Raw genomic sequence first — 13,329 nt, forward strand, 5'->3', positions numbered from 1 at the left:
CCCAATTAAGAATTCATCAATAATTCAATTTCATCGGCTTCAATCGGAATGTGGGCCATGAGGTCGAGGTTGCCGTTTTCGGTAATGAGAATGTTATTTTCCAATCGAATGCCCAAGCCTTCTTCTCGGATGTAAATGCCAGGTTCACAGGTAAAAACCATACCAGCCTCAAAACGTCGATAACGATTTCCAACATCATGCACATCGAGGCCGAGGGCGTGCGAAGTCCCGTGCATAAAATAACGGCGATATGCAGGCCAATCGGGATGCTGATTGGCAATGTCTTGGGTCGTTAGTAGTCCCAAACCAATCAATTCACTTTCCATAATTTTGGCCACTTCGGCTTGGTATTCATCCAGTACATTTCCTACCACAAGCATCGAACGGGCGGCTTTTAGTACTCGCAATACCGCTTCATATACCTGCCGTTGGCGTGCCGTAAATCGGCCATTGACGGGGATGGTACGGGTGAGGTCGGCGTTGTAGTTGGCATATTCAGCCGCTACGTCTAGTAGTAAAACGTCGCCGTCTTTGCATTGTTTATTGTTAGCGGTATAGTGCAGCACGCAGGAATCTTTCCCCGAAGCTATAATGGGCGTGTAAGCAAAGCCACGCGAACGTTGGCGGAGAAACTCATGGGTAAATTCGGCCTCAATTTCGTATTCCCAGACGTCGGGTTTGGTAAATTTTAACACCCTCATAAAGCCATCGCGGGTAATGTCAATCGCTTTTTGAAGCAATTCGATTTCTTGGGGCAATTTTGTGGCGCGTAAAAAAGCCATCAACGGCGCCAAGCGTTCAAGGCGATGTAGCGGGTATTTTTCTCTGAACTCCTGAATGTAGCGAGCGTCGCGGGTTTGCACTCGTGAGTCGCTGCGAGCGTGCTCATTGGTGTTCAAATAGACATTTTCGGCTTCAAAAATGACGTGGGGAAGCACGCTTTCTAATTGGTTTGTCCAATAAATTCGGGGTACGCCTGAGCGTTCAAAAGCCTGCGGAATGGTCAATTTTTCACCTTCCCAAATGGCAATGTTTTCGTTGGTTTCCCGTACAAATAAAATCTCACGAAACTTCGCGTCGGGATGGTCGGGAAAGAGCAATAAAGTAGTTTCTTCTTGGTCGATACCCGACAAATAAAACAAATCGGAGTTTTGCTTAAAACCCATCGTCCCGTCGGCGTTGGTAGGCATGACGTCGTTGGACTGCAAAATAACCAAGCTTTTGGGCTTGAGAAGTTGATATAGGCGTTGCCGATTTTGGATAAATAATTGAGGATCAATGGGTGTGTAGCGCATAGGGTGTTGGGAGTAAATTGCTAGTAGATACACCTTCCAAGTTTTCAGAACTTGGAAGGTGTAAAAAATTAAGGTGTTGAAGTGCAGACCTTCCAAGTTTCAAAAACTTGGAAGGTCTAAGCCTAAACCTAGAGTCTCAACGCTTCGATTTCGGAAATTGTTTTTGGAATAGGATTGCCCAATAATTGAGCACCATCAGCCGTAATAAGGTAATTGTCCTCGATACGTACCCCGCCAAAATCATAGTAATCTTTAAGCGCGTCGTAGTTGACAAAATCACGGAACTTTCCTTGGCTTTCCCACAAGTCGATTAATTCAGGAATAAAATACAGCCCAGGCTCAACGGTCAAAACAAAGCCTGCTTCTAGTTCTTTGGCCAAACGAAGTGATTTTAGACCCAGTAATGTACTGCGACTAAGGCCGTCGCGGTAGCCAACGTGTTGTTCGCCAAGGTTTTCCATGTCGTGTACGTCCATGCCCATCATGTGGCCTACTCCGTGCGGCATAAACAAACCTGGCACGCCCAACGCGACCATCTCGTCAACGTCGCCTTGCAATAACCCCAATGCTTTTAAACCTTCAGCAATGGTTTTCCAAGCAATTAAGTGGCATTCGAGGTATTTTGTGCCTGGTTGTAGGGCGGCGATGGCGTTGAGGTTGGCGTCGAGGACGATTTGATAAATCTCTTTTTGACGCTCGCTAAATTGTTTGTCAACGGGCCAGGTGCGGGTAATATCGCCTGCGTAATGCGTAGCGGTTTCTGCCCCAAAATCGCCTAACACAAGGCGGCCGCTCGAAAGACGATTGCCGTGGTAATGATTATGCAGGGTTTGGCCATCTACCGACAAAATAATAGGGTAGGCTAAGTCGCCTCCACCTTGCAGCGCTGTGCCGTGGACAATGCCCGCAATTTCATATTCGTACTTACCCGATTTTGTGGCACGAATGGCACTGAGGTGCATTTGAGCTGTAATATTGACGGCCTTGTTAAGCTCAATTACCTCTTCGGCAGTTTTGTAAGAACGTTGATTTACAACGGCTTTGATGAATTCAGTAGAAGCTCCATGAGCAATTTTTTGGAGAGATTGCCCCGTCCACTCGTGAAGTTTGAAGGTATGCTCAGGGCGATAGGTTGGTAAATAATGAACAGTTCGGCCTGCGGCTAAGTGGCTTTTGAGCACACTTTCAAGTTGGGATTTGGGTAAAACTTTGGCCACACCCACACGTTCGGCTTGTTCTTGAAGCGTAGGTTGTGGCCCTGCCCAAATGACGTCGTCGATGGTGATTTCGTCGCCAACAATCCATTCCTCACCTGATTCTACGTCAATGAGGGCGGCTAGGCTGACTTTGTTTAGCCCAAAATAATATAGAAAAGTACTGTCTTGGCGAAAATGATAGGTGTTGTCGGCATAGTTCATGCCTGCTTCTTCATTGCCCAAAAAGAGCAAAATTCCACTATTGACTGCTTTTTTTAAGTTTTGGCGTCGTCCGACGTAGGTGTCTTTGGAAAACATAAAGGATAGAGGTTTTGTTGGCGCGCAATATTAGCCAAAAAAACGTGTTTATTGACAATTTTGGCTTGTTCGCACAAAATACCGTCTTCCATTGAGTCCAAGTTCATTGCTGGCTTGCCGAAGTGTGATTTGGTATTGGAATACCTTGCCGTCGTTGGCACGAAGCACCAATACTGGCGTTGCTCCTTGTGTGGTGACGTCCCATCGGCCTTGGTCGCCCGAGCGTCCTGCATAGCTAAAGTTGTCGCTGAACGTCCGTGAGGAGTAGCTGGTGTCTTCTTTTTTAGTGAATTGGCCAGTACTGCACAAGTGAATGGAAAATTTATCAGACATGCCATTCGCGGTATTGAGGTAGAGTAGCTCTTTGCCCTTGAGCTTGGCTTTCCATTGTTCGGCCAAGGCCGAGGTTTGGGGTTTTGAAAAAGCAACGGTATTGGCAATGCTACGTAGGGTATTGGAGAGGGCGTCGTTGTAGAGCGAAGTGGGCGCTACGCAAGAAATATTAATCCCGCCACCGTGCGGCGAAATGAGCGAAATTGTAGCAATGGTAAAGGGTTTTCCTTGAATGGTTCCGTTAAAAAATACCCAAGCCCCCGAATCGCTGTACGGGTCAACCCGAGCATTGAGGTAGGTGTTTGAGTTGGCATCTTGAACCCCTTGGGTGTCTTTTTTGAGGTCTGCCAGTGAGTTATAGTTATGGGGAGAAACCGTAAGAGCTACTTGCTGGTCGCCTCGCCCGAAGGCGTAGCCACCGTTGTTTTGCTGCATTTGCCAACCCGATGGAGCATTGAACGCGTACCCCAACAATGCGTCGCTTAGTCGTTGCCCATTGCTCTTAGCAGCGGATGACGAGGGGGCGGAAGCCGTTGGAGCGGAAGATTGGGCGGTGGTTTGAGAGGAAGCGGCGGTTCGTTTCATGGGGATGTTGACCCCTTCGGTGCTAAGAATATATTCACCTGAGTTTTTCAGAAGGGTAAATCCGATTTTTCGCCCCGTATCAAAATAGACGCCCGAAAGTCCTCCTTTTACAAAGGTGGCTTCACAGCCATAACGCTGGTTTTGGGCCGTAAATTCACCTTTAAACGTTCCATTCTGTTGGTTAATGGTAAGTTGAATTCCTGTTTGAGTACTAACAAAAATTCCCACAAAATCGGCAGCGGTTTGTGACATGGCAACAAAAGAAATAAAGTGAAATGAAACTAAAAAAATGAAAAGGCGGAAGTTCATGTGAATTAGGAATTACGGGCTTTTAATTACGAATATTGTGTTGGGGGGGGCTCAAAACCGCCGCGTTAATGTTTCTTATAAACTTGCAAAACTGCCGCGTTAGGGATTTTCAAAAACAACCTGCCCCGACGACATACGGTATTTTTTGGCTAAAAACGTACTACCCGTCATCGAAGGACCGCTGCTATACACCACTTCTACAATCACAAATCTATATGAACTGTATGGTGGATTTCTGACGGGTACGGAAATTTTATTGAAGGCAATTTGGCCATCGGTTAAAGTATATTGGGCTGGAACGGCAGACCCGACTCGTAAGTCATTTTCTCCCCCGAGTATTCCCGTTTCAATGGTTTCGTTTTGGGATAAATACACGTTGAAGGTCAAATCGTCAATGGGCGTTGAAGGAGAGGCGTGAAAAACAAAGGTTTCGGGCCCGAGGTTCTTAATGGAATACTTGAAAGGAATCGAGGCCATCGAGCAGTTGCCAAAACCTGTGTTTTCGAGCTTTAGCGTACTTTTGACCGTTTTTTGACCAAATGCCGAAAACGTAATGGCCGATAAAAGAAGCAAAACAAGCGATTTCATGGGAGATAAAAGGTAAGTTGGTTATCGCATCATACAAGCAATGCTTGCGACAGGAACCAGTGATTTGAAACTGAAATTTTGCCCGTAAAGGGTTCGTACGCCGTAACTTAACATGACATTGCGGCTAAAACGCCAGTCACCACCGTAGGCTAAGGTAACACTTTTGAAAGAAAATGGATTGTGCGGGTCGCGGGTGAGGACTTCGGCAAAAAAGTTAAACTTAGGGCTGCCATAGCGCAAACTCGCTCCCAAAAAATATTCCTGTTTAATCGTCGCTTTTACTCCGCTAAAACTTGTATAACGAACCATTCCCGTCAGAAGCCACTTGCGCCCAATACCCACACAGCCGTTGACCCAAGCCGAAAGCCCGTCTTGTACCAAATTCAAACTATCCAGCTTTAGGTTGTCATACAGATAGGATTTGCCGACGGCTACATCGACAAACGACGCGTTCCAATGTTCTTTCAGGTAGAGGGTTGTCAGTTGCGTAATTCGGTCTTTTTGAAGCTTTTCTAAGGTTTGAATTTTAGTTTGGAGAAGGTCTAATTCCTTCAACACCAGCATTTTTGTTTCGAGGTATTCATTGGTAGCGGGAAGGCGTTTTAGGCTGTCTTCCAATTGCGTAACGAGGCCCTTTAGCTGACTTTGTTGTTCGTAAAACTCTTCCGTCGGGCCGCGGTAGAGGGCGGGCTCGTCGAGGGGGTCGTGACTGCGGAAAAGCGTTATTTTAACGGCCCCAGCTAGTCTCCGATTGAGGTCATCATCTTCCACTGTGCCTGCCGAAATATCAATCGTAGAGAGCATTTTGGCCAGTTTTGAGGCCGACTGGTACTTCAATAAGTTGGGGCGGTTGTAAAAAATCTCCCAAATCGGCTGCGCCTGAATGGCAATATTGGGCTTAAGTCGCCAGCTTTGGAACGACCAGTCCACCTTAAAATCCCGAATATTACCAGGTTTGATGACTTGAGCGGGTGTGACTCCCAGCAAGTCAAATGCGGCTGAAGTCGGGATAGAAAATTCTAATGGTTTGGAGGCATTGAGGCTCGGAATTGGGCTTTCGTCGCTTTGGGCCAAAGCAGCAATAGCGTATCCCCAAATTACGATAAAAAAATACCAAAAACGCATGATTGTAGAAGTTCAAATGTGAAAAAGTTGGTTTGCCAAAAAGTCCTAAAACCTCGTTTTAAATTCGGCACTTGTATTTCTCCCTCCGTCTCGCTCATAAACACTGACGCGAATCCCCCAAACCCAGTCAGGAAATTGTATGTTCTCAGCTCGGAGCCGAACTTGGTACGATGTGGGCTTGGTAGGAGCGGTAGGTTTGTCAAATTTTGGCCCAAAAACATCCTCTATGGGGAATTTTTTGATGCTGTTTCGTAGTGTTAAATGCTGAGTTGATAACTGTTTGGTAAGTTTGGCAGCATTGATGACTGTCACGGCATTGCCCAAAGGCGGATTGGGATTTTGGTACATGGTGTACCACTCCTGTGAACTCCCCGCAGGGCAATTGTCCATGTCTGTGGCTGAGCGCGCACAGGCAAAAGATATTTCAGAGACTTCGAGTTGCACGGCTTGAATCTGTTGTGCCAAAAAATTGGCAGAGTTCGATTTTAACACAACTTCTACTGTGTATTTGTCGCTTTCTTTGATTCGGTTCTTTTGGGAAGTGGCCAAGCACGCATTCGTATTTTTACAAATAGTAACTTGTTCAATGGTATAGTTTTCGGCGGGAGGAGCCAAATAGCTGACCATTGTCGTTAGGAGGAGACCGAGGCTGATGATTTTCATGTGAATAAGGGCTATGAACTAAAGAAAATGTAGAGCCTACTTTTTGTTGGTAAGCTCTACAATGGCTTGATTAAAAACGGATTATATACATCCAAGTGCGCAAACCCCAAGGCAAACCCCGCAACTTACCCCCGCACAAACCCCAAACGTAATCGCTAACACAGGAAATGAAAGTCCACCAGTTGGGGCAGCTGTAGCCAGTGCCAAGACGGCTGTTGCGCCACCACAAACGGCAATGGAGGCCAAGCATCCTGTTCCGCAGTCTGAAGGTACGTCAAAACGTATGCCTTTGGCATCAACGACTGTTCTTGAAGAACCACGTACACATTTTCTAAAACAACGACCCCAGCTTTGGGCTTTTTGAAGTTTGCCAGAGGCATCCGCAAAAAATTCTTCTGATAGTTCTAAGGCTTTGTCTAAATCTTCAACTCCCTCAGGATAAATCAAATAGGCTTTATACACTTCGTCGCCTACTTTGCGCCAAATCATGGTCCCACCTTGGCCTTTTTTGCTTTTAGGGTTGTAGAAGTCAAAGGCGCAGAAAAGAACATCTTGCATTTTTCCATCAGCGGTTTTTACCTGCCCTTTGAAGCCCCAAGCAGCTTTTTCGTGTTTGATGCGCTCAAAACTTCGGCTACTCATGGTGGCGGAGAGGTTTTTCCAGCCCGCATCTTTGCCAAAACTCGCCATCATTGATTCCATTTCTTTGGGCGAAAACTGATAGTAATTGTCGATTTGTTTTTGGGCAAATACATTGGAAACAAAACATACCAAAACAAAAAATAACCCGACGAATTTGAATGAACTTTTCATGTGAATAGTGTTTAAGTGTTAAAATGATTAGAAAAACTGGGTTATAGAGGTGCAATCATAAAATGCAGTTGAAGGTGAGACGTACGGTCGTAGCAATGAATCGTTCGGCGAACCGTACTGTTGATTTCGGATAAATAAATGCGGTGTTGTTCGGTGTTGTATTTTCGGCCTGAACTTTGGCTACTGAGCGAAACAGTAACGGCAAAATTGGCTTGCTTTTGGTCGCAGGTTGGAATGTCAAAAACCAGCGATTGATTCAAAACAATGGGGCTGTTTTCCTTGATTTTGACGTAGTTGTCGCCAGTACGCTCAAACAGTTTTAGGGTGCGCTCGCGGCTGTCAAAAGAAGTGCCTGTCTGGTTGTCGTTGGCATTACAAAAAGCGCCCACCCACACCGAGCCATACAGGTTGTCGGAGCCGCCGATGCTTCCTGACTCTACCAATGAGATCTTCTCAAGTGTCACCCGATAGCTGCGTGGAGGGCTGCTCCAAGCTTGAGCGAAGACGAGAAAAAAGGTGAGCATCAGGATTTGCCATTTCATTCGTTTGTGCTGTTTGAGTAAATCAACAGCACAAAATTGCTATACGAAAGGGCGCCAAAAAACATCCCTAGAGGGGAGATGTGAAAAATCCCCCGTGGGGGGGAGAAAACAGGGGAAAGTACGTATTAGGGCTGAATCAGTCCATTCTCAAGGGCATATTTGACCAGTGCCGACGTATTTTTGAGGTTGAGTTTATGAAGAATATTCTTGCGATGGCTTACTACTGTCGATTCGCTTACAAATAGCCGTTCAGCGATTTCGGCGCTGGTAAGCCCTTCTACCAGCAAAGGCAATATTTCTTTTTCCCGTGAAGTTAACAACTCAATGGGGTTGAGGTGATAGGCCGAACGCGCAGGGGCTGATGCTACAGTTTTGCGCCGTAGTAAAGTGTCCAAAATCGCGGGTGACGAATAGAATTGCCCTTTTTCAATCGTCTCAAACGCGTTGGCAAGTTCGCTTGAACCTGTGTTTTTTAAGACATACCCATCCACGCCTGCCCGAATCATCTGTTGGATATTGCTGTAATCGTCGTGCATCGTAACGGCAATCACCTTGATGGTTGGGTTGATTTTTTTGAGCTGGGCAGTTGCTTTCACGCCGTCGCAGTGGGGCATGTTGATGTCCATCAATACCCAATCAGCGTGGGTGCTTTGGGCTACCTCAACGGCAGTATCTCCGTTGGAAGCTTCTCCCACAATTTCTACGTTGGGTATCTGCGAAAGCACGTAGCGCAGTCCTTCCAAAAACAATTTGTGGTCGTCAACAATCAACGTTTTACGGGTCATAATGGGTAAAGTTATTGGTGGGGGATTTCAATCGTAACATGTACACCACGCTGGGGGGCGGTATCGAAGTGAATTTGCCCTTTCAGCAACTGGACGCGATTTTCAATATTTTGCAACCCAAAACCCGACGATAACGGTTGTCGCTCAAAACCGCGCCCGTTGTCCTCATAAATGATGACCCAGCGCGCGTCACGTTGGAGCAATTGCAGCGTAATGTGCGTAGCTTCTGCGTGTTTTAGGGTATTGTTTATCAATTCTTGAATGATGCGAAAAAGGTTGATTTCGATGACTTCGGGGAGTTTTTCGGGGAAATCTAGCCACAAAAGCTCGAATTTTACCAAACCTACCGCGTTGAGTTTGGTATTTACTTCTTCCACAGCCACGCGTAAGCCTTCCTCAAACAGAAGTTTGGGGTTCAAATCGCGCAACAAATTCCGAATGTCGGCAATGGCCTCGTTGAGCAAGGGAGTTAATTGAGAAGCGCGGCTGTTTTGGGAAATATCAATTTCGGACAAATACATCTGTAAGGTCGAAAGCCGCATTCCCAAATCGTCGTGTAGTTCGGTGGCCAATTGTTTTCGTTCGGCTTCTTGGGTTTTGATAATTAGCTCCAAGCGTTCGCGTTGTTGGCGTTGAAGTTGCTGAATGCGCCAGCGATAGAAGCCAATGCCAACGCCAATCAACAACAACAGACTGAGCAATCGAAACCACCACGTTTGCCAAAAAGCAGGTAGTACGGTGATTTTCAAACGGCGTACTTCGTCGCTCCAAAAACCGTCGCCGTTTGATGCTTTTACCTCAAAAATATACTCTCCAGGAGGCACCTGCACGTATCTGACTAAGTTGTCTGGAGTAGAGTTCCAATTGTCTTCTAAGTTGACAAGTCGGTATTGATAGTCGTTTTTTCCGCTACTGAGGTAATCAATCGCTATAAAACCCAGCGAAAACGTGTTTTGGTCGGCCTTGAGCGTCAGTTCACTGGTTTCGCCAATGTACTGTGGCAGCTGGGCGGGCTGGTAATTGATTTCAAAATGAGTGAGTTGGACTTGAGGTTGAAAGGTGTTCGTGCGTATTTCGTTGGGGCGAAAATAAGTGAACCCATTGGTGCCGCCAAAGTAGAAGATACCCTCGCTGTCGGCCATGTAAGAACGGTTGTTGAACTCATAACCTTGCAGCCCGTCGCTGACGTGGTAGTTGCGAAACTGACGCGTATCGGGATTAAAACTGCTCAGTCCACGGTTGGTGCTGAGCCAAAGGTTGTGTTGGGAGTCGAGCAAAAAGCCGTAAATATAGGCATTGGCGAGGCCGTCTTTGGCCGTAAATTTCTGAACGATTCGCCCGTTTTGGTAGTTCAGCAGCCCATTGTTAGTAGCAATCCACCAACAATTACGATAGGCATCTTTGCGCAGTGCAAGGGCATTCCCACCCACTAGAACCGTCGCTTTTGGGAGCCATTCATTGTTCCGAATGCTACCTTTCCAGCACCCTTCGTTGAAGCGAGTGAGCCAAAGTTCGCCTGGGGTAGGCTGGTCAATCCAAAGAATACTTATGTTTTCTAAACCTTTGATGGGGGTGAAAACTTTCTTGGATTTATCAAATAAGAAAAGTCCATTTTCGGTACCAACGAGCAAGTGCGCGGCATCCCACTCGGCCAAACACCGAAAGATATTGTCGCCCATGTTTTCCTTTTTTTTCAGAAAATAACTCTCAAATGTCCCACTACCGAGGTATTTGGCGAGACCGTTGTAGGTAGCAATCCAAAGTTGTTGTTGGGTGTCACGAAAAAAATGGTAAATCGAAGAACTTGGTACTGAACGAGGATTGGAGGGGTCGGACTTAAAGCTTTTTTCGACCAACCCCGTTTGTTTGTTCCAAACGTTGATTCCACCTTGTTCTGTCCCAACCCACACATGATTTTTGTCCATTTCAATCATCGTCCGAACGTTGGGGTCGCTGAGGGAATTTTGCGCTTCGGCTACGTATTTGACGCTTCGGAATTTTTTGCCCGTTCCAATGAGCAAATTAATGCCAAGAGGGTCGGGGTTTGCCCAAACGAGCCCATCTTTTGAGATATAAACCGACGAAATGGTGTTGTTGCTGAGGCTGTTATTATCATTTTTTTGGTGAATAAACTGCTGCGCTTTTCCATCTTTCGATAACCTAAATAGCCCGCTTGAGCTGGTAGCAAGCCAAATATCCCCGTCGGGCGACTCGTCCAAATCGTAAATTTCGTTTAATTCTATGCCATTAATTTGGGTAATATGTTTGAAATCAGTGGTTTTTGGGTCGAAAATCGTGACGCCATTGGAATGACTGAGGTACATCAACCCTTCTTTGGTTATTAATATTTTCAAGATACTGAGGGCGTCTCCTGTGATGTTTTGGGGATGTTTGCTAAAAAAATAGCGCATCTGGCGGCTACTCGTATCGTACTGCATGAGCCCTTCGGAAAGGCTCACCCACAAGCGCCCGTCTTTTCCAAATTTGGTGGCATTTGACACCGATAAAAGCCCTAAGTCGTACGAAACGTCGGCGAGGAGTACGGTTTTTTGTTGGGTGTCATAATTAAGTTTTACGATGCCTTCTGACTCTGACCAATACCACACAAAAGGAGGGCGTACGGCAAACGGGCTACAAGCTGATGGCGTTTTTTGCTGAGGTGAGCTTTGGAAAAACCGAAAGTCATCGGTTTGGCGTTGATAAAGATTGAGTCCATAATCCGTTCCTAGCCATAGATCGCCGTTGGGGGCTTCAATCATGGAGTTAACAAAGCCACCGTGCAGGGCGTTGGGCTGGTCAGTATCAGAATAATAGACCTTAAAATGATGGCCATCGTAACGATTCAGTCCGTCTTGCGTTCCAAACCACATAAATCCGCGCGAATCTTTGAGCATGGCATAGACTGACCCCTGTGAAAGCCCTTTGTCGGTTCCTATTCGTTCAATTTGATAGGTTTGACCAAAAAGGTGCAGACTGAGTCCAATAGACCAAACTAAAAAAAAGATTTTGCGCATGAGAGCGTAGCAGAAAGGGTTCAGAAAACACTACGAATGTACGGGCGAAAACGAAAAAGAAGGCGTGGTGGTCGCTAAAAAATCTGCTTTCTGCCGCAGATTGGGTGAAATTTAAGAAGTAGTGTATAAAAATTTAGACTTATTTCTTTATTTTGTTGAATTATTGCCAATGTATGAGCTGGCAGTTTTTCTTAACTTATAGACTAAATCTTCGTTATGTACCAAAAGGGCGGTTGTTTGTTGTTGCTTTGGATGTGGGGAGCCGTTACCGCATCTGCTCAAACCAAGTATTGGGTCTTTTTTAAAGATAAAAACCCGCATGACGTTCCTGCGGTGTCGGCTAAGACGCTCGAAAACCGCCGCCTGCAAGGACTTACGGAGTCGGACGAAACCGATTTGCCCGTCAATAAAGAATATCTAAAACAACTCCAACGCCTTCAGTGTCAGCCCGTCATAGCCTCTCGTTGGCTCAATGCCGTTTCGGCCACCATTCCTGCGCAGCAACTGGAGGATGTAAAGCAGCTTTCGTTTGTGGAAAAAATTCAGCCGATGGACGGGCGCTTTTACATTGCCAAAACCAATGCGCGTCGTCGCTCTACGATGGCGCCTGTGATGACCCAAATTCAGGCAGATGAATTTAAAAAAGTGGGCTTAACGGGGAAAGGCATTACGATTGGGGTGATTGATGCTGGTTTTTTTGAAGCAAAAGAGAGTCATTACCTCAAACACGTATTTGACAACAACGCGATTTTGGACAAACGTGACTACGTAAATCCTCCGCTTACTCATACGGATGCGTTTTACAAAACCCAAGAGACATTCTCTGATTTTCACGGAACGGAAGTAATGAGTGCCATCACGGGTACAAGTCGCACCGAAAATACCCAAAGTGGCTTGGCCATTGATGCCCAGTTTTACCTCGCCCGCACCGACCACGGAACGCGCGAGTGGCGCGGAGAAGAAGACAATTGGGTGGCGGCCATGGAATGGATGGATAGCTTGGGGGTGCGCCTCATTAATACTTCTTTGGGATATGCGCAAGGCTTTACTGATCCCAAGGAAAATTACCTAATCTCGCAAATGGATGGGCAAACGAGCGTGATCAGCCGCGCGGCCCAAATTGCGGCTGATAAAAAGGGAATCTTGGTAGTGGTATCGGCAGGAAATGAAGGCGACGACCCAAGTTGGCGCATTATTTCTACCCCAGCCGATGCCCAGGGCGTTCTTTCGGTAGGTGCGACCAATCAGCGTTTTTGGAATCGAATTGGTTATAGCAGCATCGGCCCTGAGTATTTAGCATACCTCAAACCCAACGTTTCGTGTTTTTCGTTGTATGGAACGTCTTTGGCGGCGCCTGTTATTACGGGTTTTGCAGCTTGTTTGATGCAGGCCAATCCCGCGTTGAACAACAAACAATTGATTCAAATCATTGAAAAATCGGCGCATTTGTACCCTTATGGCAATAATTTTGTAGGCTATGGTGTGCCTTTGGCATCGCGGGCGTTAGGGCTTGTTCAAAATTCGGCCGAAGCTACTGCCACTTATGCCAAAGAAGTTAAAGCAGAAGGGCTTACATTTATTCTGAAAATTCCCGAAGCGGGCGATATGGTTTCTTTGTTCCATAAAAAAAGCCCCACACACGTACTTTCGCAAGAAATTGTACGGGTGCGGGACGGCCAACTCACACTCAAACGCCACAACGGAGAAACACGCACCACCGTTGACCTCAAAAATGAGGTGATTGAGGTGATTTGGGAGTGATA

General features: G+C 46.3%; 11 protein-coding genes. 1 reads left to right on the forward strand and 10 read right to left on the reverse strand.

Annotated elements, in window-relative coordinates; all coding sequences use genetic code 11:
* Window positions 1–5: 5 nt before the first annotated feature.
* The 10 genes from AC23P2_RS14960 to AC23P2_RS15005 form a co-directional block, all read right to left on the reverse strand.
* Window positions 6–1,295: an aminopeptidase P N-terminal domain-containing protein gene (locus tag AC23P2_RS14960; protein WP_487773952.1), complete on the reverse strand. Its 1,290-nt coding sequence runs from the start codon at window positions 1,293–1,295 to the stop codon at window positions 6–8.
* Window positions 1,296–1,423: 128 nt separating this feature from the next.
* The gene (locus AC23P2_RS14965; RefSeq protein WP_487773953.1) at window positions 1,424–2,809 is read right to left on the reverse strand and encodes an aminopeptidase P family protein; all 1,386 of its coding nucleotides are present in this window, start codon (window positions 2,807–2,809) and stop codon (window positions 1,424–1,426) included.
* Between the two features lie 48 nt (window positions 2,810–2,857).
* Entirely contained in the window at window positions 2,858–3,979 is a 1,122-nt protein-coding gene (locus tag AC23P2_RS14970) for a hypothetical protein (protein ID WP_487773954.1), read from the reverse strand.
* A gap of 156 nt (window positions 3,980–4,135) precedes the next feature.
* A complete protein-coding gene (locus AC23P2_RS14975) occupies window positions 4,136–4,624 on the reverse strand; it encodes a hypothetical protein (protein WP_487773955.1) in 489 nt (162 codons plus the stop codon).
* A gap of 21 nt (window positions 4,625–4,645) precedes the next feature.
* Window positions 4,646–5,749, reverse strand: a complete 1,104-nt coding sequence (locus AC23P2_RS14980; RefSeq protein ID WP_487773956.1) for a hypothetical protein — start codon at window positions 5,747–5,749, stop codon at window positions 4,646–4,648.
* Between the two features lie 45 nt (window positions 5,750–5,794).
* Entirely contained in the window at window positions 5,795–6,412 is a 618-nt protein-coding gene (locus tag AC23P2_RS14985) for a hypothetical protein (protein ID WP_487773957.1), read from the reverse strand.
* An 81-nt stretch (window positions 6,413–6,493) separates the two neighbouring features.
* Complete coding sequence (locus AC23P2_RS14990; protein WP_487773958.1) at window positions 6,494–7,225, reverse strand: hypothetical protein; 732 nt, start codon at window positions 7,223–7,225, stop codon at window positions 6,494–6,496.
* A 41-nt stretch (window positions 7,226–7,266) separates the two neighbouring features.
* A complete protein-coding gene (locus AC23P2_RS14995) occupies window positions 7,267–7,767 on the reverse strand; it encodes a hypothetical protein (RefSeq protein ID WP_487773959.1) in 501 nt (166 codons plus the stop codon).
* 125 nt (window positions 7,768–7,892) lie between these two features.
* Complete coding sequence (locus AC23P2_RS15000; RefSeq protein ID WP_487773960.1) at window positions 7,893–8,552, reverse strand: response regulator transcription factor; 660 nt, start codon at window positions 8,550–8,552, stop codon at window positions 7,893–7,895.
* A gap of 11 nt (window positions 8,553–8,563) precedes the next feature.
* On the reverse strand, window positions 8,564–11,566 hold the full coding sequence (locus tag AC23P2_RS15005; protein ID WP_487773961.1) for a ligand-binding sensor domain-containing protein: 3,003 nt from the start codon (window positions 11,564–11,566) through the stop codon (window positions 8,564–8,566).
* A 216-nt stretch (window positions 11,567–11,782) separates the two neighbouring features.
* On the opposite strand from AC23P2_RS15005, the gene AC23P2_RS15010 reads away from it, so the two are divergent.
* Complete coding sequence (locus AC23P2_RS15010) at window positions 11,783–13,327, forward strand: S8 family serine peptidase (protein WP_487773962.1); 1,545 nt, start codon at window positions 11,783–11,785, stop codon at window positions 13,325–13,327.
* Window positions 13,328–13,329 lie beyond the last annotated feature (2 nt).

The organism is Runella sp. R0.1_18 (assembly GCF_057652155.1).

Coding starts and splice junctions, on each gene's coding strand:
- AC23P2_RS14985 (WP_487773957.1), bottom strand. CDS start 6,412: ATGAAAATCATCAGCCTCGGTCTCCTCCTAACGACAATGGTCAGCTAT.
- AC23P2_RS14975 (WP_487773955.1), bottom strand. CDS start 4,624: ATGAAATCGCTTGTTTTGCTTCTTTTATCGGCCATTACGTTTTCGGCA.
- AC23P2_RS14990 (WP_487773958.1), bottom strand. CDS start 7,225: ATGAAAAGTTCATTCAAATTCGTCGGGTTATTTTTTGTTTTGGTATGT.
- AC23P2_RS14980 (WP_487773956.1), bottom strand. CDS start 5,749: ATGCGTTTTTGGTATTTTTTTATCGTAATTTGGGGATACGCTATTGCT.
- AC23P2_RS15000 (WP_487773960.1), bottom strand. CDS start 8,552: ATGACCCGTAAAACGTTGATTGTTGACGACCACAAATTGTTTTTGGAA.
- AC23P2_RS15005 (WP_487773961.1), bottom strand. CDS start 11,566: ATGCGCAAAATCTTTTTTTTAGTTTGGTCTATTGGACTCAGTCTGCAC.
- AC23P2_RS14965 (WP_487773953.1), bottom strand. CDS start 2,809: ATGTTTTCCAAAGACACCTACGTCGGACGACGCCAAAACTTAAAAAAA.
- AC23P2_RS15010 (WP_487773962.1), top strand. CDS start 11,783: ATGTACCAAAAGGGCGGTTGTTTGTTGTTGCTTTGGATGTGGGGAGCC.
- AC23P2_RS14970 (WP_487773954.1), bottom strand. CDS start 3,979: ATGTCACAAACCGCTGCCGATTTTGTGGGAATTTTTGTTAGTACTCAA.
- AC23P2_RS14960 (WP_487773952.1), bottom strand. CDS start 1,295: ATGCGCTACACACCCATTGATCCTCAATTATTTATCCAAAATCGGCAA.
- AC23P2_RS14995 (WP_487773959.1), bottom strand. CDS start 7,767: ATGAAATGGCAAATCCTGATGCTCACCTTTTTTCTCGTCTTCGCTCAA.